This window comes from Nocardioides sp. CFH 31398 (assembly GCF_022436705.1).
GTDB lineage: Bacteria > Actinomycetota > Actinomycetes > Propionibacteriales > Nocardioidaceae > Nocardioides.
On sequence record NZ_JAKUHT010000003.1, the window covers coordinates 76,068 to 100,358 of the forward strand.

The window sequence follows — 24,291 nt, forward strand, 5'->3', positions numbered from 1 at the left end:
GGCTACCGTCGCCGGGTGCGGCTCCCCTTCCCCGGCCGGCCGGCCGTCGTCCCGCGCGCCCTGACGGGCGTGCTGCTGGCCGCGCTCGTGGCCGCGGGCGGGCACGCCGTCGCGCCGGCGCCCGCCGCCGCCGACCCCGACCGCCCGCGGGTGCTGCCGCTGGAGCGGACCGAGGACGCCCGGACCGGCGGGCCGACGGCCCGGGCCTGCCCTCCGCTCGACCCGGCCCGCCGCCCGCTGCGCATCATGTTCGTCGGCGACTCGATGACCCAGGGCCTGTCCGGGTCGGCGACCTACCGCTACTGGGTGTGGCGCGGCCTGGAGCAGACGGGGACCGACGCCGAGCTCGTCGGGCCGCGGCTGCGGACCCACCGGGCGCCGCGGGACGTGCCGCCGCGGGCGTCGTACGAGCACCTCGACCACGGCTTCGACCGCCAGCTGGCCCACGCGGCGCAGGCGGGGGCCACGTTCCTGACCCACCCGGACCGACCACGCGTCCTCGCCCGCCGCTACGACCCCGACGTGGTGGTCCTCCAGCTCGGCTACAACGACGCCAACCACGCCGACGGCGCGGAGATCGCCCGTCGCACGGCGGCGTTCGTGCGCTCGTTCCGCCACGTCGACGCCGTCCGGGGCGGGCCGGCCACCCGCTTCGTGCTGGGGCAGGTGCCGCTGGCGGGCAAGAGCGGGTCCCGCCCGCTGGCCGAGCGCAACGCCGTGACCCGCGAGGCCAACCGGCTGGTCGCCGCGCAGCTCACCGAGCCGTGCCGGGTGGTCACCAACGAGCTCCGCACCGGCGGCGAGCCTCGCTGGCGGCCCGTGCGCGACACGTTCGACGGCCGCCACCCGAACACGGCGGGGGAGACGCTGATGGCGCAGCGCATGCTCGACGCCCTGCGTCGCCTCGGCGCCCTGCGGGGCCGCCCGGACGTCTACCGCCCCGACGAGCCGTGGACCCCGGGGCTCGACCTCACGCTGGAGCCCGCCGGGGGCCGGGAGTGGCGCGTCGACTGGGCCGCGGCCGAGCGTCTCGCCGGGGCCGACCGCGCGCGCCTGCGTCTCGTCGAGCCGGGTCGGGCGCCCCGGCTGACGCCGTGGAGCGCCGCCACCTCGGCGCTGATGCCGCTGCGGCCCGGCACCGAGGTGTCCCTGGTGCTGCGGCGCGGGGGCGCCCCGGGGCGGATGGTCGCGGGCCCCGGGCCGGCGTCCGTCGTCCCCGGGCCCGTCGAGCGGCCGCGCGGCGCGCAGGACCCGCCGGGCGACTGACCCCGCGGCGTCCACGCGTTCGGGAGTCCGCTAGGCGGGTGGACGAGTGTTCAACTACCGTGTCAGCGGGCCTGCGGGCAAGCCGCCACGCCGTCACGGGCCCCCGGACCGACGTCGACGCATGGGGAGGACGCTCGCGTGAGCACCGGGACGCAGGCCGTCCGCCGGCGCCGTCTCCCCTGGGTCCTGGCGGTCGGGGCAGCGCTGGTCGCCGTCCTGGTGGTCGTCGTCCTCGTCGCGACGCAGGGTCGCGGGGCTCCGTTCGACCTCAGCCCGGGTGGGGGCGAGGACACCGAGAGCGGCTCCGCCTGCGGGCTCCTCGACCCCGGCGACCGCGACCTCCGGATCATGTTCGTCGGGGACTCGATGACGCAGGGGCGCGCCGGTTCCGCGTCGTACCGCTACTGGGTCTGGCGCGGCCTGCAGGAGAAGCGGGACGACGTCGCGTTCGTCGGCCCCACCATCGCGCTGAACGGCTCGGACTCGCCCGAGGGCTACGAGCACCTCGACCACGGCTTCGACGACAACCTCTTCCACGCCGCCCAGGCGCGGTCGACCTTCGAGACCCTCGAGGCGCAGTACCCCGTCGACGACCTCGTCGCGACCTACGAGCCGGACGTCGTCGTGCTCCAGCTGGGGTTCAACGACGCGAACGCGCTGAAGGCCACCCCCGAGGTGATCGCCGAGCGGACGGCGGACTACATGCGGCAGGTGTGGGCCGCGGACGACGCGCTCGGCCGGGAGCGCACCCGCTTCGTGCTGGGCCAGATCCCGACGGCGGAGCAGCCGTCGAAGCAGGTGACCACCGAGGCGAAGAACGAGCGCACCGACGGCGCCAACGAGCTGATCGAGCGGCAGTGGGGCTCACGGCCCTGCCTCGTGCAGGTCAACCGGCTCCGGACCGGGTCGAACCTGGACTGGGTGCCCGGGGAGTACACCTACGACGGCTCCCACCCGGACGCCGCCGGCGAGACGCTGATGGCCGACCGGATGCTCGCCGCGATGGGCCGGCTCGGCCTGTTCGAGGGCAAGGTCCGCGTGTACGACCCGGACGAGCGGTGGGACCCCGCCCCCCGCATCACCGCCGGGGTGCTGCGCGACGGCCGGGTCCGGGTGACGTGGGACGGCGAGCGCGAGCGCTCCAGCGCCGACGCCATCCGCCTGCAGATCCGCACCGACGGCGAACGCCGCAAGTCGGCCTGGACCGACACCCCCAGCACGACCCTCGCCCTCGGACCCGGCACCCACGAGCTGAGTGCCCAGGTCCGCCGGGGCCTGCCCGGCCGCATGGTCAGCGAGCCCGGCCCCGCCGTCACCGTCGAGGTGCCGGCCGACGCTGGTTGAGGCGGTGTCCGGCGCCTCGACCAGCGACGGGCGGGGGCTCAGTCGCCCGCGGTGCCGCCGACCTGCTTGATCAGCTCGTGGCAGCGGGCCGCGCGGGCGGAGTCCTGCTCCATGACCTCGCGGAAGAACGAGGCGACCTCGTCGAGGCCTGCGTTCTCGGCGTCACGGACGTACTGGCCGTAGTCGTGCCCGGCCTTCAGGCTGTGGTACTGCACGGAGACGAGGTCGAAGGTGACGTCGTCGAATCCGGTCTCACCGGTGGCCATGGGTCCTCCTTGTGTGAAACGTCCTCCCGGCGGTCGCCGGGAGGACGTTCCGTGACCCCCGCGGAGGGGGCTCATGCACGGGAGTGTCAGTGGTCGTTGGTCGGCTTGCCGCTGTACGGCGAGGCGTTGGGCCCCGCGGTGCCCTCCTGCGGCTTGGAGCCCTCGACGCCGGTGGCGCCGTCGATGTTGTCGTCGTCCTCGGGGTGGGTGGGGAAGCCGGCCGTGGCCTGGTCGGGGTAGATCTCCTGGCCGGCGTCGGCCAGGGACTCCGCGTCGGAGACCTGGCCCTCGGACTGCTGCTTGTCGTCGCTCACGCCGTCCCGGTACCCGCCGGACCCCCGGGCTGACCCGCGGGTGGCTACTGGAAGTCGCGGGACCGGTGCCGGGCGGCGAGGGCGGCGCCGGCGTCGGGGTGGAGGGTCTCGAGGGCGTCGAGGCGGTCGGCGACGAGGTTGACCACGCCGTCGGAACGCTCGACGATCCCGCGGACCAGCAGGCCGGCGGCGTGGGTGGCGAGGCGGCGCTGGCGCTTCCACAGGCCGGGCGAGCAGACGACGTTCAGCATGCCGGTCTCGTCCTCGAGGTTGAGGAACGTCGTCCCGCTGGCGGTGCCGGGGCGCTGGCGGTGGGTGACGAGGCCGCCCACGACGTAGCGCCGGCCGGGTTCCACCCGCCAGCAGTCCGCGACCGACCTGATGCCCGCCGCCGTCAGCCGGGAGCGCAGGTGCACGAACGGGTGGCCCTCGGGCGAGGTGCCGGTCGCCCAGAGGTCGGCGAGCGTGGTCTCGACGTCGTCCATGGTCGGCAGCGTCGGCGGCGGCCCGGCGACGCGGATGCCCTCGAGGTGCTCCTCGGACTCCGTGTGGCCCGACGCCCACAACGCCTCGCGGCGGTTCCAGCCGCGGCCGAAGTCGCAGCCGTCGAACGCGCCGGCGGTGGCCAGCGCCTCGAGCTGCGCGGACTCCAGCCCGGCCCGCCGCGACAGGTCGACCAGGTCGGCGAACGGCCGCTCCGTGCGGGCCGCGACGATCCGCTCCGCGACCTCGGTGCTGATCCCGCGGACGGCGTCCAGCCCCTGCCGCACGGCGTACGCGCCGTCGCGACGGTGGGTCGGGCAGGGGTCGGGCGCGTGGGCGTCGTACGGCGAGGGCACGTGGTCGCCGGACACACAGGCGTCGAGCCCCGTCGGGCCGGGAGCGTGGCCGGGGAGGAGCTCCAGGTCCGCCTCCGCCGACGAGCGGACCAGGCAGGGGCGGAGCACGTCGATGCCGTGCCGGGTGGCGTCCTGGGTCAGCGACTGCGGCGAGTAGAAGCCCATCGGCTGCGAGCGCAGCAGCCCGGCGAGGAACGCCGCCGGGTAGTGCAGCTTGAACCACGAGCTCGCGTAGACCAGCACCGCGAACGACAGCGAGTGCGACTCGGCGAACCCGAAGTTCGCGAAGGACAGGATCTGCACGTAGACCCGGTCGGCGAGCTCGCGGCTCATGCCCTTGCCGAGCATCCCGTCGTACAACGACTCCTTGACGCGCTCGATCCGCTCGACGCCGCGCTTGGAGCCCATCGCGCGGCGCAGCAGGTCGGCCTCGTCGGCGGTGCAGTCGCCGAGCACCCGCGCCATCTCCATCAGCTGCTCCTGGAACAGCGGCACCCCGAGCGTGCGCCCGAGCACCGGCTCGAGCAGCGGGTGGGCGAAGGTGACGTCCTCCTGGCCGGTCGCACGGCGGATGTACGGGTGGACGGCGCCGCCCTGGATCGGCCCGGGGCGGATCAGCGCGATCTCGATCGCGAGGTCGTAGAAGCAGCGGGGGCGCAGCCGCGGGAGCGTGCCGATCTGGGCGCGGGACTCGACCTGGAACACCCCGATCGAGTCCGCGCGGCAGAGCATGTCGTAGACCGCGGGCTCCTCGCGGGGGATGTCGCGCAGCGGCCAGTGCTCGCCGAGGTGCGCGTCGATGAGGTCGGTCATCTGCGCGATCGCGCCGAGCATCCCCAGCCCGAGCAGGTCGAACTTCACCAGGCCCATGTACTCGCAGGCGTCCTTGTCCCACTGCAGGACCGTCCGCTTCTCCATCGAGGCGTGCTCGATGGGGCAGACCTCCCCGATGGGACGCCGGGTCAGCACCATGCCGCCGGAGTGGATGCCGAGGTGACGCGGCGCCCCGAGGAACGCCTCCGCCAGCCCGAGGACCGGGGCGGGGACGTCGATGCCCGGGTCGTCCTCGGTGCCGCCCTCGGCGACCATCACCCTCGCCCAGGACGAGATCTGCTTCGACCAGGCGTCCTGCTGGCCCGGGGAGTGCCCCAGCGCCTTCGCGGCGTCACGGACGGCGGACTTCGGGCGGTAGGTGATGACGTTCGCGACCTGCGCGGCGTTGTGGCGGCCGTAGGTGTCGTAGACCCACTGGATCACCTCCTCGCGCCGGTTGGAGTCGAAGTCGACGTCGATGTCGGGCTCCTCGTCGCGGTGCGTGGAGATGAACCGCTCGAACGGCAGCCGGTAGAACACCGGGTCGATCACCGTGATCCCCAGCGCGTGGCAGACCGCCGAGCTCGCCGCGCTCCCCCGCCCCTGGCAGACGATCCCCTGGCTGCGCGCGAACGCGACGATGTCGTGGACGATCACGAAGTAGCCGGCGAAGTCCTTGTCCGCGATGACCTCGAGCTCGTGCTCCACCCGGTCGCGGGCGTCCATCTCGAGCGGGCCCCCGGCGTACGTCTGCTCGAAGCCGCGCTCGGTCAGCACCCGCAGCCAGCTGGTCGCCGTGTGGCCCTCCGGGATGCCGCGGTCGGGCAGCCGCGGGGTCGCCCGCTGCAGGTCGAAGGCGCACTCCTCGGCGAGCGTCACGCTGCGGGTGACGGCGCCGGGATACCGGACGAACCGCCGGGCCATCTCGTCGCCGGAACGCAGGTGGGCGCCGCCGGCGGCGGGCAGCCAGCCGTCCATCTCGGCGAGGCTGCGACGGGCGCGGACGGCGGCCATCGCCGCGGCCAGCCGCCCGTCGACGGGCCTCGCCTGGTGCACGTTCCCCGTCGCCACCGTCGGCAGCCCCGCCTCGGCGGCGAGCCGGGCGAGGGCGTCGTTCAGGTCGGTGTCGCCGGGGTGGCCGTGATCGGTGAGCTCGACGACGACGTTGTCGCGCCCGAAGCGGTCCACGAGGTCGTCGAGGGCCGGGCGCGGGTCCCGCCCGGCCAGCAGCGCCTGCCGGACGGCGCCCTTGCGGCACCCGGTGAGCACCAACCAGTGCCCGCGACCGCGGTCGGTGAGGTCGTCGAGGTCGTAGACCGGCCGGCCCTTCGTGCCGCCCCCACCCTCGAGGGAGTTGCCCCGCAGCTGCGCGTCGGTGATGGCCGCGGCGATCCGGTGGTAGCCCTCCACCCCGCGCGCCAGCACGAGCAGGTGCTGCCCGACGGGGTCGGCGACGCCGTTCTGCGGGCCGTCGAGGCCGAGGCTCAGCTCGGCGCCGTACACCGTCCGCAGGCCGGTCGACCCGAACCGGCCGAGGTCCTCCGCCGTCTCCGCGAACAGCGGCGCGCCGTAGAACCCGTCGTGGTCGGTGATCGCCAGCCCGTGCAGCCCGAGGCGCACCGCCTCCGCGACGAGGTCGTCCGGCCCGCTCGCGCCGTCGAGGAAGCTGAACGAGGAGTGGCAGTGCAGCTCGGCGTACGGCGTGCCCGGCTCGCCCTCGTGGTGGTCGAGCCCGTCGAGACCCGCGACGACCGGGCCCTTGCCCGACCGTCGCTTGCGCGTCGAGATCGGTGCCTCGACGTCCGGGGCGTCGGGGACGACGGGCCGGCCCGAGAGGCGTCCCTCGAGCTCCCGCCACGGCATGGCCGGGTTGTCCCAGCCCACCTCAGACGACCGCCCGGCTCATCCGACCAGGCTAGTCGAACACCTGTTCGTGCTCAACGAGGGAGCAGCCCGGCGACCGTCACGTCGAGCGCGAAGCGGAACTGGCCGTCCGGATCGGTCGCGGCGCCGAACGCCTCCCCCGCCGCCCGGCCGACGCGCTCCGCCAGCGGGAACGATCGGCCCGCCATCGCCTCGCCCAGCGGCTCGGCGTTCGCCTCCCACCACTCCAGCTCGGACCGGCCCGTCCTCCGCTCCGCCGCGAGCACGACGTGGCGGGCGCGCACCGCGGCGGCCGCGAGGCCGTCGAGCAGCGTCACGGTCCGGTCGGTCTCGACGTCGCCGAGCCCCAGCGGCTCGACGGCGCCGAGCTGCCACTCGTACCGCGCGGTCGCGCCCGGCCCGAGCCAGGCGCGCAGCCCCTCGGTCGCGAGCAGCCACGGGTGGGCGGCGTACTCGGCGTACGCCGCCTCCGCGACGGCGCGCAGCCGGCCCGCGACGTCGTCCGGCAGCGACGGGTGGACGCCGGCCGCGAGCACCCGGTCGACCATGAGCACGACGAGCTCGTCGCGACCCGGCACGTAGGTGTAGAGCGACATCGCGCCCAGCCCCAGGCGCCGGGCCAGGGCGCGCATCGACAGCGCGTCGAGGCCCTCGGCGTCCGCGAGGGCGACGCCGGCGTCGAGGACGCCGTCCAGGCTCACCCGCTGCCGCGGGCCCCTGCGCGGGCCCGGGTCCTCCGGGCCGTCGCGCCACAGGAGCGCGAGCAGGCGGGCGTCGTCGGTCACGAGGTCACCGTACGCCGTACGGAACAAATCCCGGACCCCGCCCGTTCGACTCCGTACGCTGTACGACGATCACCTCCGGAGGCGCTCGTGACCACCCCCACCGACCAGCTGGACCGCCTGCTCGACGCCGGCCTCGGCGACGTCACCGACCTCCGGGTCGGTGAGCTGCGTGCGCAGGCCGCACGGCTGCCCGACGTCCCCGGCGCCGTGCTCGCCGTGCACCCGCGGGCGGCCCCGCCGAGCCGCCTCGCCCCGCTGCTGCGACGGCAGGGCAAGCCGGGCTTCGTGGTGGTCGACATGACCGACCTCGACGAGTTCGTGCCCATCGAGGGTGTGTCGCTGCCCGACGCCCCGCTCTACCTGCTCACCGACGTCGACCGGGGCGACGACCTGCGCAGCTGGAGCCCCGACGAGGCGCTCCCCGAGATCACCGGCCGCGACCGGACGCCCCTGACCGTCGGCGAGGGCATCTCCTGGCTGCTCGCCGAGCCGGACCGCCTCGAGCCGAACCACTGCTTCATGACGATCGGCTCACGGCTGCGGCGCGGGTCGAGGCTCGACGCACGGACCCCGGCGATCTGGATCAGCTCGGGGACCGGTCGCGACGGCAGGGACGCCGCCCGGGCACCCAAGGTCGGGTGGTGCTGGGCGGGCAACCGCCACACGTGGCTCGGGTTCGCGTCCGCCGGCGTCCGGGTCGGCTAGGACCCGGTACCGACCTCCATCAGGTCACGACCGTCGGCGGTGCGCGGGTCCTCGTCGATCGCCTCGACGGCCTCGCTGATCTCGGGCTCCACCTGCGGCGGGCGGCGGTCGAGGTGGACACCGGCGATCATGCAGCGCACCGACCCGCCGGCCAGCTCGATGGTCGGGATGTCGACGGCCACGATCTCGCAGGACTGCTCGATCGCCGCGACCTGGTCGTCGCGCAGGCTCGCGCGGGCCCGCGCCGACATCACCATGACGTAGCGGCGGCGGCCGTCCGGCGTCCGCCCGCACAGCTCGACGGCGTTGCCGGCGAACTCCCGGACCTGCTGCTCGGTGATCTCGACGACCGTCCGGCCGTTGACGCTGAGGCGCTCGCGGACCTGCTCGCGGCGCTGGGGGTCGGGGATCATCCCGAGGGCGAAGAGGGCGACGTCCGTGCCGACGCACCCGATGACGTTGGTGTGGTAGACCGGCACGCCGCCGGAGTCGACGGCGTCGAAGGCCATGGGCTCGTAGCCGAAGTCGGTGCAGAACCGCTCGAGCACGTGGGTGTCGGCGCGGTGGCTGCGGGCGGTGTAGGCGACGCGGGAGACGTGGTCGAGCACCATGGCGCCGGTCCCCTCGAGGAAGATGCCGTCCATCTCGAGGCCCGAGTAGTCGACGATCGTCTGGACGCGGTACTGCCGCTTGAGCATCTCCAGGACGTCGGCGCGGCGCTCGTGGCGTCGGTTCGAGGCGTACATCGGGTAGACGCCGACGAGGCCGCCGGCGTGCGTCGAGAGCCAGTTGTTGGGGAAGACGCTGTCGGGTCGCGTGTGGTCGGAGTCGGAGAACACGTGGACGCGGACCCCGACGCCGCGCAGCGCCTCCGCGACGGCGTCCATCTCGGCGAGCGCCCGCGACTCCACGTCGGTCGCGCTCCGGTCGGCCGGGACGTCGGCCTGGAAGGCGTTGTCGGCGGCGGTCGCGGGGTTGGGGCGGAACCGCTCCGCACGGACCAGGACGACTGCTGACGGGGCCTGCGCACTCACGACCGGCGACGCTAACGCACGTCCGGGACGTCCTGTGAACCGATGAGGTCGGCGAGTGCCGCACCTGCTCTCAGCAGCGCCAGCGCCCGCTCGCCGAGCAGCTCGAGGCGCCGGTCCAGGGCCGCGAGGGACTCCCCCACCTCGCCGAGGTCGCGCAGGGCCACGACGGCGCGGCGCACGTCCGGGACGCGGTAGCCACCGGCTCGCAGCGCCGCCACGACCCGCGCCTCCCGGACGGCGGGGACGGGGTAGCGACGGGCGGTCCCGGACCGCGTCGTCACGCGCTCCGGGAGCAGCAGCCCCTCGGCCTCCCAGAACCGCAGCGTCGACGACCGCACCCCGAGCGCCCCGGCGAGCTCGGTGATGGTCATCGTGTCCTCGGCGCGCGAGGGGACCTCCTCCCCCGCCTCGTCGCGGACGGCGCACAGCGCGGCACGGGCCGCGAGTGCCTGCCGGCGCTCGGCGTCGAGGGAGACGTGGAGCGCCGAGACCCGGGCGGCGCCCTCCGCGGCCGTCGTCCCCCGGAGCTCGGACAGGAACCGCCGGGCGACGACCGGCCCGACGGCCAGGGCGAGGTCGCGGTAGGCCCGCACGGCACGGACGTGGACGGGCGTGAAGCGGCGGTAGCCGTTCGGCGACCGGGTCGGGGCCGGGATGGCACCGAGGCGCTCCAGGTCGCGCACCAGCTGCACGGAGCAGCCGGCCGCCCGCGCCACCGCCGTCGTGCCGAGCACGGCCCCGGTCGCCCCGGTCACCCCGGTCACCCCCGTCACCGCACAACCCTCCACAAGCACTTCAACCTCACACTCGAACCATGAGTATGGACCGACTGCTGGCGACGACCCGCACGCTCGAGGGGGTCCTCGAGCTCGCACCGGCCGAGGGCGGACCCTTCCCCGCGATCGCGTGGGGCGACCACTTCCTCTACTACGCGCCGGACGGCGAGGTGCCGCAGCGCGAGCAGCCCTTCGCCACGGTGGTGACGAAGGACTACCCCGACGACGCCCTGTGCGACCTCGACCCGCCCGGCCGCTGGCGGCTCAACGTGCACGTGGGAGCCGAGGTGTTCCGCGAGCTCACCGGCGAGGACCCCCGCGACGACCCCGGTTCCTGGGACTGGACGGCGAGCGACGTCGTCCTGCCGCACCCGGTCTACCGGGCGCAGGGCTGGGTCTCGATCGTGTGCCCGGACGCCGACCCGGGCGGCCTCGCCGTCCGGCTGGTGCGGCGGGCGCACGACGACGCGCGACGGCGGGCGGAGCGGCGGGAGGCTTGACCTCGAGCGCGCTCGAGGTCGCAGCCTGGTGCCATGACGACTCCACGGTGGGCCTACCTGTTCGAGCACCCCGGCGCAGACCCGGTCGCTGATCGCTGGGCGCTGTCCCACCCGGACAGCCACGCGACCATGGTCGCGATCCCGGACCTCGCCGCCGCCCCGGCCGTCGCGGCCGGGCTGGCGGCGTCGGGCGTGCGCCTGATCGAGCTGTGCGGTGGCTTCGGACCGGCCGACGTGGCCGCGGTCCGCCGGGCCGTCGGCGACGAGGTGGCCGTCGGCAGCGTCGCGTTCGCGATGGACAGCCTGGCCGCGGCGGCGGCCTATGCCGCCTCGGCCTCCGGCGGCGACGCCTGACCGACCGTCCCGTCAGTCGTAGCCCGCCTCGGTCCACCAGGCGGTGCCGGCGAGGGCGAGGAGCCAGGCGCGGCCGTCGACGCCGACGACCTGGAACCGGGTGAGTCGACAGCCGCCACCCTCCTCCCACCACGACTCCTCGACCGGCCACGGGCCCGCCCACGCGGCGACGGGCTGCCAGGGCTCGTCGGTGCTGGTGCGGAAGCGGCCGGGGACGCCGCTCATCGCGCCGCGGTCGTCGACCACCACGGGGCGGCCGTCGTCGGTGGCCACGGACGCCGGCCACGGCTCGGCGAGCACCCGGGCGGGCTGGGGGTCGGGCAGGCGCCCGGGCCAGGGCAGCGCACGGTCGCGCAGGGCGACCGGCCGCTCGCCGTACGGGACGAGCGCCTGGCGGTCCGCCGGCCCGCGGCCGCCCTGCAGCACCGGCTGGACGACGGCCTCGTGGCCCAGCAGGCCCTGGACCTTCGCCAGCCCGCGCGCCACGCGCTCGTCGGTCGACCCGCCCCACAGCCCCTCGGCGTGGGTGGACTCGCCGACGGCGACGACGGGCACGAACCGCACCAGCGTCACCGGGGCGCCGACCTGGGTGGCGGCACGCTCCCCCGGCGCGGGTGCGCCGCCCCTGCTCGCGGGCGACCGGGTCGAGCCGGACAGCTGCCAGGCCAGCCGGTCGACGAGGTCGGCGGCACCGAAGACCCGGGGGTGCAGCCAGTCGCGGCCGACGGTGACGCCGGGGGCGCCCTCGGTCTCGACCTCGACGCGGACCTCGGTGGCGGCGAGCCCGTGGTGGGCCAGGCCGGCGACGAACGCGTCGGCCGTGCGGCGGATCGAGAAGCTCAGCACCTCGACGTTGTCGACGGCCGGCTCGAAGACCTGCTCGCGGGCCAGCTCGGGCGGTGGGGTGCGGGCGCCGAGGTGCCCGACGCCGGAGCCCGTCCCGGAGACGGCGCGGTGCAGCCACGCGCCGTACGCGCCGAACCGCGAGCCGACCGCCTCGGCGGGGAGGGCGGCGAGGTCGCCGAGGGTCCGCAGGCCGAGGCGGCGCAGCACCGAGACCAGGTCGCCGGCGTCGGGCTGGGTGTCGACCACCTCGACGGGCAGGCCGGCGAGGTACGCCGCGGACCCGCCCGGGTCGACCACCTCGGTCTCCTGCGGCGCGGCGTTGCGCGCGGCCTGCTCGGCGGTGAAGAGGTCGTCGGCGACCCCCACCCGGCAGTCCCAGGCGCCGGCGGCCACGACCTGCTCGGCGACCACCGCACCGGCGTGGACGTCGCCGCCGTAGAACACGCTGGGCGAGCGCAGCGCCAGCAGCCCCGGCCGCAGCGGCGCCACCCCCGGGCGCAGCTCCTCCACCGCGGCGAGGACCGGCTCGAACGCGCGGGCGTCCCGGTCGGGGGCGGCGTCGAGCAGCCGCAGGTCGGGACACCCCGCCTGGGCGTCCCGCTTGCGCATCCCCCGTCGTACGCCGGTCTCCCGCGCCGCCGCGGAGGCGGCGCCGATCCGGCCCCGCTCGAGGACGGCGGCGGGCACGCGCCGCGCGGACTCGGCGGGCATCCCGGCCTCCCACAGCGCGGCGACGACCGGCCAGTCCGGGCACCACACGACCATCACCCGGGCGCCCATCAGTGCGGCTCCTGCGGCGACGGCGATGAGTCCGGGCGACCGGCCCGGTCAGGCCATCCATGGACACGATCGACTTCCGCCCCACCACCACGGCCCTGGCGCAGGTGGTCGCCGGGATCGGCGAGGCCGACCTCGCCGGCCCGACGCCCTGCCCGGCGTACACCGTCGGCGACCTCGCCGAGCACGTCGTCGGCCTCACCACGGCGTTCACCCACGCCGCCACCCGCGAGCCGCTCGACCCGTCGCTGATGCGCGACGGCGACGGCACCCAGCTGCCCGACGGCTGGCGCGAGCGGCTCGCGGCCGACCTCGACGCGCTGGCCGACGCCTGGGACGACCCGGCGGCGTACGACGGGCTCACCATGGCCGGGCCGATCGAGATGCCGGCGTACGAGGCGGGGCTGGTGGCGCTGGACGAGCTCGTCGTCCACGGCTGGGACCTCGCCCGCTCCACCGGCCAGGACTGGCACCCCGACGAGCAGGCCGTCGCCGCGTGCACGGCGTTCGTGGAGTCCTTCGACGCGCCGGCGAACACCGACGGCGGGCTGTTCGGACCGCCCGTCGCGGTCGGCTCCGACGCGAGCCCGCTCGACCGGCTCGTCGCGCTGACCGGCCGCGACCCGGCCTGGGCACCCGAGCACGGCTAGCCGACCTCCCCCAGCCGGGTGACCGGGCGCATCCGTTCGGCCGACCGGTCCCGTCGGACCGACCCGTCGGCGGGGATCCACAGCGTGGCCTCCTTCGCCGGGCCGGCGCCGCGGCGGACGAGCAGGTCGACGTGGCGGCCGTCGAGGTGGCCCGCCCCGTGGCCGGCCCCGCTCTCGGGACCCGTCCAGCGCAGGCCCGTCACCGCGAGGCGTGCCTCGCAGCGCGGCCAGTCACCGAGCGCGACGAGCGCCGCGGACCGCTTGCGCAGCCGCGCGGCGAGCTTGGCCGCGGCCCCCTCGGACACCCGCGGCGGGGGCCGCAGCACCACCAGCGGGGCGACGTCCACCAGGGCGGCGGTGACCTCGAGCCACGACTCGGCCGGGTCGGGGACGAGCACCGTCCGTGACAGGTCCACCCCCAGCGAGGCGAACGCCTCCGCCCCCAGGTCGCCGACCCCGACCACGGCGGTCCAGGCGCCCTGCGCCGACGGGCCGGCCATCATGAGGGCGGCGAGGCTCAGGCTGTCCACGCCGTACGACGCCCCCGCCCGCAGCTGCAGCAGCCCGGCGAGGGCGGGATGGGTGGGCAGCTCGACCCCCGTGCGCGACCCGGTCTGCTCCATGCCGCGGATGCGGGCACGGAGCACGTCGAGGTCGGGAGCGGTGGTCACCCCTCATGATCGAACGCGTGTTCGACTTGCGTCAACCGGGGATCCTCTTCGTCCGCGTGTCGCCCGGCGTGTCGCGTTGCGTGGAGTCTGCCCGACCGTCCGAGGAACACCGTCGGCGCTCCCCACTAGCCTCGGGCCGATGAGCGAGCCCTCCCCCTGCTGCGCCGGCCGGGTCGCCGCGGAGACCGACAGCACCCCGGCCGCGGACCCGGCGCTGGACGCCACGCCGACCGCGCGGCCGCTCCCCGAGCGCGCCGCGCCGCAGCGTCGCGGGCTGGTCGCGGTGCCCGGGGGGACGTTCGCGATGGGCGACCACTTCGACGAGGGCTACCCGGCCGACGGGGAGACCCCGGTCCACGACGTCGTGCTGTCGCCGTACCTCATCGCGCCCACGCCGGTGACGAACGCGCAGTTCGCGACGTTCGTGAAGGCCACCGGCTGGGTCACCGACGCCGAGGACCTCGGCGTCTCGGCCGTGTTCCACCTCGCGTACGGCGGGGAGCGGCGCCACGTGCTGCACCAGGTCGCGGCGACGCCGTGGTGGCTGGCCGTGCGGGGGGCGGACTGGCGCCACCCCGAGGGCCCGGGCTCGGACGTGACGAAGCGGCAGAACCACCCCGTCGTCCACGTGTCGTGGCGCGACGCGCAGGCGTACTGCGCGTGGTCCGGCACCGTCCTGCCCACCGAGGCGCAGTGGGAGCACGCCGCCCGCGGCGGTCTCGCCGGCGCCCGCTACCCGTGGGGCGACGAGCTGACGCCGAAGGGGCGCTGGCGGATGAACATCTGGCAGGGAACCTTCCCCACCGCCAACACCCTCGACGACGGCCACCTCACGACCGCGCCGGTGAAGTCCTACCCGCCCAACGGCCTCGGGCTGCACCAGACCTCAGGCAACGTGTGGGAGTGGTGCGCGGACTGGTTCTCACCGACGTTCTACGCGGAGTCACCGACGGCCGACCCGACCGGCCCCGAGGGCCCGGGCGAGGTCGAGCTGCGGGTCATGCGGGGCGGGTCCTACCTGTGCCACGACTCCTACTGCCACCGCTACCGCGTCGCCGCCCGCTCCTCGAACGGCCCCGACGCGGCCAGCGCGAACATCGGCTTCCGGGTGGCCAACCCGGCCCAGGGCCACCAGCACCACGAGAAGAGGACACCGTGATCGACTTCGCCAACGGCACCATCGTGAAGCTCAACCCGTCGCAGCCGGACGAGGGCGTCCTGGCCATGCTCGTCACCGGCGAGCAGGTCTACCGGAGCTTCAAGGGCATCCGTGACTCCGTGCACTTCACCAGCAAGCGGATCATCGCCGTCAACGTCCAGGGGCTGACCGGCAAGAAGGTCGACTACTCCTCCCTGCCGTACGCGAAGATCCAGGCGTGGTCGATCGAGACCGCCGGGCGCTTCGACCGTGACTGCGAGCTGGAGATCTACTTCAGCGGTCTCGGCAAGGTCCGGCTCGAGTTCGCCGGCTCCGTGGACATCAAGGTCCTCGGCCAGATCATCGCCGACCACGTGCTCTAGCTCGACGTCCTCGACACCGAGACGTGGGGCGTCGTCGGCATCCACTCCGGCGTCGAGGTCGAGACGCGCTCCGAGAAGCCGACTGTCCCCGACGTCCCCCTCGTCGAGAAGGACACCGTCGCGTGGACCGCCGGCGAGGTCACCGTCTGCTGCACCAGCGACGACGACGTCCATCAGGTGCGCTGCGGCGGCGAGCAGCCGGTCGTGGGCATCCACGTGTACGGCACCGACATCGGCACGCTCCCGCGCCGCAGCTACGACCCCGCGACCGGGGCGGTCACCTGGTTCACGTCGCGCTGGGCGGACTGACCTCCCTCGGCGCGGCTCGTCAGTGCGCCTGACCCGTGCTCGCGGTGGTCCCGCCGTCCACGGGCAGCCACGCCCCGGTGACGTACGCCGCGTCGTCGCTCGCGAGCCACAGCACGGCGGGGGCGATGTCGTCCGGACGGCCGGGGCGTCCGAGCGCGATGCGGTTGTTCGCGGCTGCGAGGGCCTCGGGGTCGTCCTCCACGGCCTGGGTCAGCGCGGTGATCGTGAGCGCGGGGGCGACGGCGTTGATGCGGACGCCGCGCTCGCCGTAGTCCAGCGCGAGCGACTGGACGAAGTTCATGATCGCGGCCTTCGTCGCGTTGTAGGCGGCCTGGCCCCAGTCGCCGGCCATGCCCGACACCGAGCCGACCACCACGAGGTTGCCGCCGGCCTTCTCGAGCTCGGGCAGCGCGTGACGGGCGACGTGGAAGAAGCCGTCGATGTTGACCGAGCGGATCTGCTGCCACCGCTCGAGCGTCAGCTCGTCGAAGGGCGCGTTGACGTAGTCCGCGGCGTTGTTGACGACGACGTCCAGGGAGCCGAACCGCTCGACGACCGAGCGGACCATCGCGGCCGCGGAGTCGTCGTCGCTGACGTCCGCCTCGACCACGAGCGCCCGCTCCTCGGGCACGTCGGACAGCGTCTCTTCGAGCGGGTCGCGGCGACGGCCGCTGACGGCGACGTTGGCGCCGTTGTCGGCGAAGGCCCGGGCGATGGCGCGGCCGATGCCGGAGCCTCCCCCGGTCACGAGGACGGTGCGGCCGGCGACGTCGTAGGTGTTGTGGGTCATGACGACCCGAACGGCGGGGCCCCCCACCGTGTTCCTGCCCGCCGCGAGTCGGGACTACGTCAGGTCCGCGCCGACCACCCGCGGCCGGGCGAGGATCGACAGCGTCGCCGCGACGACGCAGAGCGCGGCACCGGCCCACCAGGCGTAGGTGTAGGAGCCGAACGAGTCCCGGACGACGCCCGCGCCGAGGGCCGCCAGCGCGGCGCCGACCTGGTGGGAGGCGAAGACCCAGCCGAAGACGATCGTGCCGCGGTCGCCGAAGATCTCGCGGCACAGCACGGCCGTCGGCGGGACGGTCGCGACCCAGTCCAGGCCGTAGATGACGACGAACAGCACCATGCTCGGGTGGACGCTGTCCGACAGCAGCCAGGGCAGCAGCATCAGGCTGACCCCCCGGAACGTGTAGTAGCCGACGAGCAGCAGCCGCGGGTCGAAGCGGTCGGTGAGCCACCCCGACGCGACGGTCCCGGCGATGTCGAAGACGCCCACCATCGCGAGGAGCCCGGCGGCCGTCGTCGTCGACATCCCGTGGTCGTGGGCGGACGGGATGAAGTGGATCCCGATCAGCCCGTTCGTCGTCGCGCCGCAGATCGCGAAGGCGACGGCCAGCGCCCAGAACGCGCGGCGGCGGACGGCGTACGACAACCCCTCGAGCGCCCGCGCGACCGCGCCACCGGTGGCCCGTGCGGGCGGCGTCCACGTCACGGGGTCGGCGCCGTACGGCGCGGCGCCGCGGTCCTCCGGGTGGTCGCGGATGACGGTCCAGACCAGCGGGACCGCCGCCAGCGCGGCCGCTGCGATCACGAGCGAGGCGGCGCGCCAGCCGACGTTCTCGGCCAGGGCGGCGACCACGGGCAGCAGCGCGAGCTGCCCGGTCGCGGAGCCGGCGGTGAGCACGCCCATGACCAGGCCGCGCCGCGCCACGAACCACCGGTTCGCGACGGTCGCGGCCAGCACGAGCGCCATCGACCCGGTGCCGCCGCCGATGAGCAGGCCCCAGAAGACCAGCAGCTGCCACGACGCGGTCATGACGACGCTGCCACCCGCGCCGAGGGCGATCAGGCCCAGCGCGGCGCACATGACCTGGCGCATGCCGAAGCGGTCCATCAGCGCGGCGGCGAAGGGGGCGACGAGACCGAAGAGCACCAGGTTGAGGCTCACGGCGGCCGACATGGACGTGACGGTCCAGCCGAACTCCTCGTTCAGCGGCACCATCAGCGCACCCGGGGCCGCCCGGAAGCCGGCGGCGGCGAACAGCGCGAGGAACGCGACGGCCGCGACCCACCACGCCGGGTGGACGCGACGGGTGGGCCGGGAGCTCACGTCCGGAGTGGCCACGATTGCTCACTTTCTTCAGCGAAGTTACGCTGGGCGAGCACGCTACACCGCGAGGAACCCGAGGGGAACACGAGAGGAACACCGTGCCGCTGCGGTCCGACTGGTCCACCGAGCCCTGCCCCGTGCGGCGCTCGCTCGACGTCGTCGGCGACCCGTGGGTGCTGCTCATCGTCCGCGACGTGCTGCACGGCCGCGGCCGGTTCGACCAGCTCCGCGACGGCCTCGGCATCTCCGAGGCGGTGCTCAGCCGCCGTCTGGCCGCGATGCTCGACGCCGGTCTCCTCGAGCGGGTGGAGTACGCCGACGGCGCCCGCACCCGTCAGGGGTACGCCGCCACCGAGGCCGGCGCCGACCTGCTGCCGGTCCTGCAGCAGCTGGCGCTGTGGGGCGAGCGGCACACGGCGTTGCCCGAGGGCGGCGCCCACATGGCGATGGTGCACGACACCTGCGGCGCCGAGACCACCCGCGGCGAGGTGTGCAGCGCCTGCGGCGCACCGCTACGCCCCGAGCACATGACCTGGGTCAAGCCGTGGCTGGGGCGCAGCGACCGGCTCGTGGGACCGGGCACCCTCCTGGGCTGAGGGCCACCGTCAGGACGGACGTGCAGAAGCGCGAGCTCAGGCACATCTCCGGCAGTCGGTCCGACGTCTGCACGTCCGTTCCAACGACTCCAAGCACTCCACGACCCACTCCGTGGTGACCGCGCGATGGCCGAAGCGCACCACGGTCCACCCGTCGACCGTCAGCGCCGTGTAGCGCCACAGGTCGTGCGCGAACTGCTCGGGGCCGCCGTGGTAGAGCCACCCCTCCGCCTCCACCACGAGGCGGAGCCGCTCGTCCACGAGGTCGGGATGGATCACGATGCCGTCGACCGTGACCGGGACCTGCGGGACGAGAGCGAGCCCGGGGACCTCGAGCGACAGAGCCCGCAGCGCGGACTCGAGCGGGTTCCGGGACGACGGGTGGGCACGGGTGGCGACCCTGCTCACCGCCGGTGAGCCGGGACCTCGCACGCGGGCGGCCGCCACCTGCAGCTCGTCGAGGTCGACGACGCCGTGGCGCAGCGCCGAGTCGGCGACCGCCAGCGCCTCGGGGAACGGCAACCGTCGTGCGCACTCGAGCACCGTGGTCACCGGGGAGGTGACCGTCGCGCCGTGGCCCGTCCAGGTCAGGTTGACGCCCCGACGGCGGCCGAGCTCGACCTTCCGGTTCCGGGGCACCGCGAGCCAGGGCCGGTCCGGCTGCTGGAGCACCTCCCATCCCTGCTCGACCGCGGCCGACAGGCAGGTGATGGTCGCGTCGAGCCGGGCGGCCGCCCGATGGGTCGCGGCCAGCGCAGGGAGTCCGTAGTGCCCCTTCGACAGTCGTTCGACCCGTCCGGCCCGGACGGCCTCGGTCAGTGCCCGAGCGGTGACGTGGCGGAGGAGCTGGTCGGTGCGGGCCACCCCTCCCAGCCGCGCCACCACCTCCGCCACGTCCACGGGCCCAGCGTCACCCCTGACCAGCTGCCGCGCATCCGCCCATCCACAGGCCCGGACGCCTGAGGTCAGGCGGCGGGGTCCGGCTTCACCGCCAGCACCGGGCAGGTCGCGTCGAGCAGGATCCGCTGGGCGGTGCTGCCGAACACCAGCTTCCCGACGGGGCTCCGGGCCCGCAGCCCGAGGACGACGAGCCGCGCGCCGAGCCGCTGGGCGACCTGCACGACGGCGTCGCTCGGGTCCCCGACGTCCCCGTGCTCGACCTCGACCCGCCCGGCGAGGCCGGGCCAGCGGGCCGCCGCCTCGTCGGGCGTCGGGACGGACTCGCCCCGCACGGCCGGGACGAGGACGACGGTCTCGCCCTCGGGGCCGGGCGCCTGGGCGGCGGCACGCACGGCGGCGTGCCCGGGCTCGCTGTCGGCGTAGGCGACGACGACGGTCACTGGAGGACTCCCATCGGAAGGTCGACCGGCAGCAGCGACGGCAGCGCGAGCAGCACCGCGCCGAGCACCAGCGTGTAGACGATCGCGGTCCGGGGCTTCGCCCAGGCCGCGTACATGAGGAACACCGGCACGAAGACCAGGGTGGCGGCGACGTAGCCGACCAGGCCGACGAGGACCAGGAAGACGGCCATGGCACCGAAGGTGCGGGCGGCGATCACCAGGTCGCGACGCCGGGTCTCGGCCTGGACCGAGGGCTCCGTGCGGGGCCGGGTGGCGACCATCGTGCCGCCGGGACCGCCCGAGCCCGAGGGGTCCGCACCGGGCAGCTGGTCGTCGAGCGGCACGTCGGCCGGACGACGGGGACGGCGACGCAGCTCCTGGGCGACGAGCAGCCCGGCCATGACCAGGCCGCCGATCGCGACGAGACGCGGCATGAGCTGGGCCTCGTCGGAGAAGGAGGCACTGAGCCACAGGGCCCCGGCGAAGACCACCACGGCGGTGACGGCGACACCGAGCGACCAGCGCGTGCCGGCGAAGGAGCCCTCGAGCTCGTCGCCCCCGGCGGCGTCGGGCTCGTCGTGCTCGTCGCGGTGACCGTCGTCCACCTGGCCGGCGGTGCGGCGCAGCTTCTTCAGCAGCGCCCACAGGATCGGCACCACGAGGACGGCGGCGAAGATCAGCACGCCCGGGCGGGTCATCCAGCCGAAGCCGTCGTACAGGTTGGCGGTCAGGTAGTAGTAGCGCTCCATCGGGATCGCCAGGACGAAGCCGATCAGCATCGGCGCACGGGGCATGCCGGTCGCCTTGAGGAAGAAACCGACCACGCCGAGGGCGACCATGATCCACAGGTCGCCGAGCTGGCCACCCTCCTGGAACGCGCCGAGCAGCATGATGACGAGCAGGCCGGGGCCGAGCACCGCGAACGGCACCTTGGTGAGGCGGGCCAGCTGGCCGGTGGCGAGGAAGCAGAAGAACGCGCCGGCGACGGAGGCGATCGCGAAGGCCCAGACGATGAGGTACATCAGGTCGAGGTGCTCGGTGACGATGGCCGGGCCGGGCTGGATGCCGTAGGTCAGCAGCATCCCGAGGAGCATCGCGGAGGGCACGCCGCCCGGGATGCCGAACAGGAACGTCGGGATCAGGTCGCCGGCCTCCACGGAGTTGTTGGCCGACTCGGGGCCGACGATGCCGCGGGGGTCACCCTTGCCGAACTTGCGCTTGTCCTTCGCGGTGGCGACGGCCTGGCCGTAGGCGAGCCAGGTGCCGGCGGTGGCGCCGACGCCGGGCAGGACGCCGGCCCAGATGCCGATGAGCGAGCCGCGGATGACCTGGGTCCAGTGGGTCAGCCACTCGCGGATGCCGGAGCCCCAGCCGCCGGACAGCTCGACGGGCTTCTCGGTGACGCGGCGCTGGCCGACGCGGCTGGCGATCTCGGCGAGGCCGAAGACGCCCAGGGCGACCGCGACGAGCGACATGCCGTCGGAGAGGAACAGCGAGCCGAAGCTGAAGCGCTCCTCCGCGGTGGTCGGGGAGGTGCCGACGAGGCCGAGCAGCAGACCCAGGAGGCCGGCGGTCAGGCCCTTCACGACGTTGCCGCGGGACAGCACGGCGGCGAGCGAGACACCGAGGATGGTGAGCATGAACAGCTCGGGGCTGCCGAACGACAGCACCATCGGGCGGGCCAGCGGGATCGCGATCGTCAGGCCGAGCGCACCGATCAGGCCGCCCGCCATCGAGGAGAGGAACGCCAGGGACAGGGCGCGTTTCGCCTGTCCCTTCCTCGCCATCGAGTAGCCGTCGAGCATCGTGACGCTCGCGGACGCCGAGCCCGGTGCGCCGAGCAGGACGGCGGCCACCGTGTCGGAGGTGTGGACGACGGCGAGGGCGCCGATGAGCATGGCGAGGGCGGCCTCGGGCTCCATGCCGAAGGTGACGGGGAGCAGGATCGCGACGGCACCCGTGCCGCCGAGACCGGGGATGAGCCCGATGACGAGACCGGCGACGACGCCGATCGCGAGCATCAGCAACAGGGACGGGTCGGCCAACGAGGCCAGGGCGGAGAACGCTGCGTCAGTCATGGTGGTGGGCCTCAGTCGATCGTGATGTCGTGGTCGCGCTCGAGCAGCTCGAGGACGTCCTCACGCACCTCGGCGTCCACCTGGTAGGCGGCGCCGATGCGCTCGGGGAGGTCGGGGGCCGCGTCGAGCGGGTAGCCGCCGAGGACCTCCGCGGCGGACTCCTCGAAGGAGGGGTCCACGCTGAGCTTCTCGGCCTCGTCGCGGACGAGCTCGAGGGCCTCGTCCGGCGTGTCCTCGGGCACCCAGAGCGCCTTCTGGAAGGTGTAGGTTAGCGCCAGGATCGCGCGGTAGGTCTCGAGGGCGTCGGCGGGCGGCTGCTCGCCGTTCAGCTCGGAGTACACCTCGACGACCGTCGGCATCTTCGGGAAGTTGGGGTCGCGGACGATCTCGCCGTCCTCGTCGACCTGGCCGAGGCTGAACAGCGGGACGGCGGTGCCGTCGTCCACCAGCGGCTGCACGGCGGGGCCGTACGACGAGGTCGTCTGGTAGTCGATGTCGACCTCGCCGCGCTGGAGCGCGAGGTTGACGGGGCCGCGGCCCTCGAAGCCGAAGGTGGACTCGACGTCCGCCCCGAGCAGGTCGAAGGCCAGCAGCGTGGTGAGGTCGAGGCTGGTCGCGGCGATGCCGCCGAAGACCAGCGGGCGGTCACGGTCGACGAGGTCGGCCACGCCGTCCACGCCGGCGCCGGTGCGGGCGTAGACCACCGCCCCGGTCCCGTTCGCGAGGATGGGCCGGAGCTCGGTGAAGTCGTAGCGGACGGCCTCCATCTCGAGCAGGTAGGGCACCACCGTCGAGGCGGTGGAGACCAGCCACTCGGTGCCGTCGGGGCGGGCCGAGGTCATGAAGTGGTTGGTGCCGACGATGCCCTCACCGCCGTCGTCGTTGACCGGTGCGAGCCCCGGCTGGCCGGGGACGGCCTCGGTGAGCTCGGCGGCCACGAAGCGCGCCCAGGTGTCGGTGCCGCCACCCTCGGCGAGCGGGATCATCATCTCGACGGTCTCGCCGGCGTAGTCGCCGTCCGTGGTCGAGGCGGGCGGGTCCAGGAGGCCGCCGCCGAAGGCGGTGACGCCGACGGCCAGCGCGGTGAACCCGGCGATGACGGCGGCCGCGGTCCGGGCCCGCGGGGGGCCGGAGTCTGCGCCGGCGGACGAGGCGTCCTCCGGCGGGGTCGGATCGTCCGGGGTCGTGGCGTCGACCTCGTCCGTGTAGAGCGTCATGCGGTCCTCCAGGTGCGGTGAGCCTGCCACGTGGCGAGCCCGAGGGGCAGGGGTCGAACGGGGGTCCTCACGCCGACACCGACGGCATCAGCGGAGGCTCGGGCAGGACGACGGACCCCTGGGCCAGCCGTCGGTAGGTGCGGGTGACCCCGACCACCGGCAGGCCGGCGTGGGTCTCGACGAAGGTCTGGACGCACCCGGCCGGGCTGCCGAGGCGCAGCCCCTTCTCGACGTCGGCGCCCGTCGCCGCGGCACGGCTCTCCACGAGGTCCGCGACGACCGTGCCGGGGGTGGCGGCGGCGAGGGTGAGGGCGACCGAGCCGGTGACCGGGACGGCGGGGTGGAAGCGGCCCATCGACAGCATCCGCACCGTGAGGTCGGTCGGCTCGTCGGCGCGCGACGAGGGCGGGGAGACGAGCGCGAGCTTCGGCACGGCTCGGGCGACCTCGCCCGCGGTCTCCGCCAGGCCCATGCGGACCCCGGCCTCCCGTCGTACGACGTCGAGGCGGGCGAGCAGCCCGGGGACGGCGTCGAGGCGGTCGGGGGACTCGTCGCCGACGATGCCGTGGGCATCGAGACCGAGCTCGGCGACGTCGACGGCGACGACCGGTGCGCCGGCGTCCACGAGGGTCACGGTGACGCCCGCGGCCTCGAGCACGTCGCGCTGCGCGCCGCTCGGGAAGAGGCGGCCGGTGCTGCGGCCGGCCGGGTCGACGAAGCCCATCCGCACCGGCGCGCCGCCGAAGGGGACGCCGGGGATGTGGGTCGAGCCCTCCTCGGCGAGCACACCACCGGGGGTGGGGACGTGCTGGACGATCAGCTGGTCGGTGTTCGTGTTGAGCACGCGGACGGCGGTCTCGACCTCGCCGGGGCGGACCCAGCCCTCGCGGATGGCGAAGGCGGCGACGACGGCCGAGCAGTTGCCGCAGTTGCTGCCCCAGTCGACCTTCGCGTCCTCGATGCCGACCTGCGCGAAGGTGTAGTCGACGTCGACGCCCTCGTCGGACGACGGCGCCAGGATGACGGCCTTGCTCGTCGTCGAGGTGCCCCCGCCGACGCCGTCCACCTGACGGTGGTCGGGGCTGCCGTACAGGCGGAGCAGAACCTCGTCGACGGACTGGTCCGCGACCTGCAGGTCCTCGCGCCGGAAGACCCAGCACTTGCTGGTCCCCCCGCGCATCCACGTCGCCGCGATCTCCCGCACGTCTGCCTCCTCGTCGCCGGCCCGGTGTCTCCGGGCGCAGCCACTGTGCGGCGGCGGTGAGGTGTAGCACAATCACGACTTCGTACGCT

At 74.7% G+C, this 24,291-nt stretch carries 24 protein-coding genes; 9 read left to right on the top strand and 15 right to left on the bottom strand.

Annotation, left to right across the window (positions count from 1 at the left end):
• The first annotated feature begins 15 nt into the window (after positions 1 to 15).
• Positions 16 to 1,266 (top strand): SGNH/GDSL hydrolase family protein, encoded by a 1,251-nt coding sequence (locus tag MJ876_RS02690; RefSeq protein WP_240234510.1) that lies wholly within the window; start codon positions 16 to 18, stop codon positions 1,264 to 1,266.
• Between the two features lie 138 nt (positions 1,267 to 1,404).
• Positions 1,405 to 2,610: a GDSL-type esterase/lipase family protein gene (locus tag MJ876_RS02695; protein WP_240234511.1), complete on the top strand. Its 1,206-nt coding sequence runs from the start codon at positions 1,405 to 1,407 to the stop codon at positions 2,608 to 2,610.
• Positions 2,611 to 2,648: 38 nt separating this feature from the next.
• Here the strand turns inward: MJ876_RS02695 and MJ876_RS02700 are convergent, their stop codons facing one another.
• The 4 genes from MJ876_RS02700 to MJ876_RS02715 all read right to left on the bottom strand — a co-directional run bounded on the left by MJ876_RS02700 (position 2,649) and on the right by MJ876_RS02715 (position 7,511).
• Positions 2,649 to 2,876 (bottom strand): hypothetical protein, encoded by a 228-nt coding sequence (locus MJ876_RS02700; protein WP_240234512.1) that lies wholly within the window; start codon positions 2,874 to 2,876, stop codon positions 2,649 to 2,651.
• 86 nt (positions 2,877 to 2,962) lie between these two features.
• Complete coding sequence (locus MJ876_RS02705; protein ID WP_240234513.1) at positions 2,963 to 3,190, bottom strand: hypothetical protein; 228 nt, start codon at positions 3,188 to 3,190, stop codon at positions 2,963 to 2,965.
• 44 nt (positions 3,191 to 3,234) lie between these two features.
• Positions 3,235 to 6,705, bottom strand: coding sequence for an error-prone DNA polymerase (locus MJ876_RS02710; RefSeq protein ID WP_240234514.1), 3,471 nt, complete (start codon positions 6,703 to 6,705; stop codon positions 3,235 to 3,237).
• Positions 6,706 to 6,779: 74 nt separating this feature from the next.
• Positions 6,780 to 7,511, bottom strand: a complete 732-nt coding sequence (locus MJ876_RS02715) for a TetR/AcrR family transcriptional regulator (protein WP_240234515.1) — start codon at positions 7,509 to 7,511, stop codon at positions 6,780 to 6,782.
• A gap of 87 nt (positions 7,512 to 7,598) precedes the next feature.
• On the opposite strand from MJ876_RS02715, the gene MJ876_RS02720 reads away from it, so the two are divergent.
• Complete coding sequence (locus tag MJ876_RS02720) at positions 7,599 to 8,216, top strand: DUF5701 family protein (RefSeq protein WP_240234516.1); 618 nt, start codon at positions 7,599 to 7,601, stop codon at positions 8,214 to 8,216.
• On the opposite strand, the gene ctlX is transcribed toward MJ876_RS02720, so the two are convergent.
• Positions 8,213 to 9,250, bottom strand: coding sequence for a citrulline utilization hydrolase CtlX (gene ctlX / locus MJ876_RS02725; RefSeq protein WP_240234517.1), 1,038 nt, complete (start codon positions 9,248 to 9,250; stop codon positions 8,213 to 8,215). The genes MJ876_RS02720 and ctlX overlap by 4 nt on opposite strands.
• Before the next feature lie 11 nt (positions 9,251 to 9,261).
• Positions 9,262 to 10,023: a MerR family transcriptional regulator gene (locus MJ876_RS22080; protein WP_240234518.1), complete on the bottom strand. Its 762-nt coding sequence runs from the start codon at positions 10,021 to 10,023 to the stop codon at positions 9,262 to 9,264.
• Between the two features lie 41 nt (positions 10,024 to 10,064).
• Here MJ876_RS22080 and MJ876_RS02735 point away from each other — a divergent pair, with 41 nt between their 5' ends.
• Positions 10,065 to 10,526, top strand: coding sequence for a DUF6194 family protein (locus MJ876_RS02735; protein WP_240234519.1), 462 nt, complete (start codon positions 10,065 to 10,067; stop codon positions 10,524 to 10,526).
• Positions 10,527 to 10,559: 33 nt separating this feature from the next.
• Positions 10,560 to 10,880 carry a DUF6506 family protein gene (locus tag MJ876_RS02740; RefSeq protein ID WP_240234520.1) on the top strand — a complete coding sequence of 107 codons (321 nt, stop codon included), beginning with the start codon at positions 10,560 to 10,562 and terminating at the stop codon, positions 10,878 to 10,880.
• A 12-nt stretch (positions 10,881 to 10,892) separates the two neighbouring features.
• Here the strand turns inward: MJ876_RS02740 and MJ876_RS02745 are convergent, their stop codons facing one another.
• Positions 10,893 to 12,506 carry a DNA polymerase Y family protein gene (locus MJ876_RS02745; RefSeq protein ID WP_240234521.1) on the bottom strand — a complete coding sequence of 538 codons (1,614 nt, stop codon included), beginning with the start codon at positions 12,504 to 12,506 and terminating at the stop codon, positions 10,893 to 10,895.
• Positions 12,507 to 12,565: 59 nt separating this feature from the next.
• Between MJ876_RS02745 and MJ876_RS02750 the strand changes: the two genes are divergently transcribed.
• Complete coding sequence (locus MJ876_RS02750; protein ID WP_240234522.1) at positions 12,566 to 13,153, top strand: TIGR03086 family metal-binding protein; 588 nt, start codon at positions 12,566 to 12,568, stop codon at positions 13,151 to 13,153.
• Here MJ876_RS02750 and MJ876_RS02755 read toward each other — a convergent pair.
• Entirely contained in the window at positions 13,150 to 13,824 is a 675-nt protein-coding gene (locus MJ876_RS02755) for a hypothetical protein (protein ID WP_240234523.1), read from the bottom strand. The two genes, MJ876_RS02750 and MJ876_RS02755, sit on opposite strands and share 4 nt — an antisense overlap.
• Before the next feature lie 139 nt (positions 13,825 to 13,963).
• Between MJ876_RS02755 and MJ876_RS02760 the strand changes: the two genes are divergently transcribed.
• The gene (locus tag MJ876_RS02760; protein ID WP_240234524.1) at positions 13,964 to 14,983 is read left to right on the top strand and encodes a formylglycine-generating enzyme family protein; all 1,020 of its coding nucleotides are present in this window, start codon (positions 13,964 to 13,966) and stop codon (positions 14,981 to 14,983) included.
• Entirely contained in the window at positions 14,980 to 15,345 is a 366-nt protein-coding gene (locus MJ876_RS02765) for a PH domain-containing protein (RefSeq protein ID WP_240234525.1), read from the top strand. The genes MJ876_RS02760 and MJ876_RS02765 overlap by 4 nt, the downstream gene beginning before the upstream one ends.
• A gap of 328 nt (positions 15,346 to 15,673) precedes the next feature.
• Here MJ876_RS02765 and MJ876_RS02770 read toward each other — a convergent pair whose 3' ends face one another.
• Together MJ876_RS02770 and MJ876_RS02775 are read right to left on the bottom strand one after the other, a co-directional pair.
• Positions 15,674 to 16,444, bottom strand: coding sequence for an SDR family NAD(P)-dependent oxidoreductase (locus tag MJ876_RS02770; RefSeq protein ID WP_240234526.1), 771 nt, complete (start codon positions 16,442 to 16,444; stop codon positions 15,674 to 15,676).
• A 54-nt stretch (positions 16,445 to 16,498) separates the two neighbouring features.
• The gene (locus MJ876_RS02775; RefSeq protein WP_240234527.1) at positions 16,499 to 17,767 is read right to left on the bottom strand and encodes an MFS transporter; all 1,269 of its coding nucleotides are present in this window, start codon (positions 17,765 to 17,767) and stop codon (positions 16,499 to 16,501) included.
• Between the two features lie 98 nt (positions 17,768 to 17,865).
• Between MJ876_RS02775 and MJ876_RS02780 the strand changes: the two genes are divergently transcribed.
• Entirely contained in the window at positions 17,866 to 18,363 is a 498-nt protein-coding gene (locus tag MJ876_RS02780) for a helix-turn-helix domain-containing protein (protein WP_240234528.1), read from the top strand.
• A gap of 36 nt (positions 18,364 to 18,399) precedes the next feature.
• On the opposite strand, the gene MJ876_RS02785 is transcribed toward MJ876_RS02780, so the two are convergent.
• From MJ876_RS02785 to MJ876_RS02805, 5 genes are all read right to left on the bottom strand, one after another.
• Positions 18,400 to 19,263: a type IV toxin-antitoxin system AbiEi family antitoxin domain-containing protein gene (locus tag MJ876_RS02785; protein ID WP_240234529.1), complete on the bottom strand. Its 864-nt coding sequence runs from the start codon at positions 19,261 to 19,263 to the stop codon at positions 18,400 to 18,402.
• A gap of 65 nt (positions 19,264 to 19,328) precedes the next feature.
• A complete protein-coding gene (locus MJ876_RS02790) occupies positions 19,329 to 19,703 on the bottom strand; it encodes a universal stress protein (protein ID WP_240234530.1) in 375 nt (124 codons plus the stop codon).
• Positions 19,700 to 21,781: a tripartite tricarboxylate transporter permease gene (locus tag MJ876_RS02795; protein WP_240234531.1), complete on the bottom strand. Its 2,082-nt coding sequence runs from the start codon at positions 21,779 to 21,781 to the stop codon at positions 19,700 to 19,702. The genes MJ876_RS02790 and MJ876_RS02795 overlap by 4 nt, the downstream gene beginning before the upstream one ends.
• An 11-nt stretch (positions 21,782 to 21,792) precedes the next feature.
• Complete coding sequence (locus MJ876_RS02800; RefSeq protein WP_240234532.1) at positions 21,793 to 22,998, bottom strand: tripartite tricarboxylate transporter substrate-binding protein; 1,206 nt, start codon at positions 22,996 to 22,998, stop codon at positions 21,793 to 21,795.
• Positions 22,999 to 23,065: 67 nt separating this feature from the next.
• Positions 23,066 to 24,202 (bottom strand): PrpF domain-containing protein, encoded by a 1,137-nt coding sequence (locus MJ876_RS02805; protein ID WP_240234533.1) that lies wholly within the window; start codon positions 24,200 to 24,202, stop codon positions 23,066 to 23,068.
• Between the last annotated feature and the right edge of the window lie 89 nt (positions 24,203 to 24,291).

What these genes read in the sequence shown, in the direction of transcription:
- MJ876_RS02700 (WP_240234512.1), bottom strand. Translation starts at nt 2,876, where the DNA reads ATGGCCACCGGTGAGACCGGATTCGACGACGTCACCTTCGACCTCGTC.
- MJ876_RS02710 (WP_240234514.1), bottom strand. Translation starts at nt 6,705, where the DNA reads ATGCCGTGGCGGGAGCTCGAGGGACGCCTCTCGGGCCGGCCCGTCGTC.
- MJ876_RS02735 (WP_240234519.1), top strand. Translation starts at nt 10,065, where the DNA reads ATGAGTATGGACCGACTGCTGGCGACGACCCGCACGCTCGAGGGGGTC.
- MJ876_RS02740 (WP_240234520.1), top strand. Translation starts at nt 10,560, where the DNA reads ATGACGACTCCACGGTGGGCCTACCTGTTCGAGCACCCCGGCGCAGAC.
- MJ876_RS02745 (WP_240234521.1), bottom strand. Translation starts at nt 12,506, where the DNA reads ATGGGCGCCCGGGTGATGGTCGTGTGGTGCCCGGACTGGCCGGTCGTC.
- MJ876_RS02750 (WP_240234522.1), top strand. Translation starts at nt 12,566, where the DNA reads ATGGACACGATCGACTTCCGCCCCACCACCACGGCCCTGGCGCAGGTG.
- MJ876_RS02760 (WP_240234524.1), top strand. Translation starts at nt 13,964, where the DNA reads ATGAGCGAGCCCTCCCCCTGCTGCGCCGGCCGGGTCGCCGCGGAGACC.
- MJ876_RS02770 (WP_240234526.1), bottom strand. Translation starts at nt 16,444, where the DNA reads ATGACCCACAACACCTACGACGTCGCCGGCCGCACCGTCCTCGTGACC.
- MJ876_RS02795 (WP_240234531.1), bottom strand. Translation starts at nt 21,781, where the DNA reads ATGACTGACGCAGCGTTCTCCGCCCTGGCCTCGTTGGCCGACCCGTCC.
- MJ876_RS02800 (WP_240234532.1), bottom strand. Translation starts at nt 22,998, where the DNA reads ATGACGCTCTACACGGACGAGGTCGACGCCACGACCCCGGACGATCCG.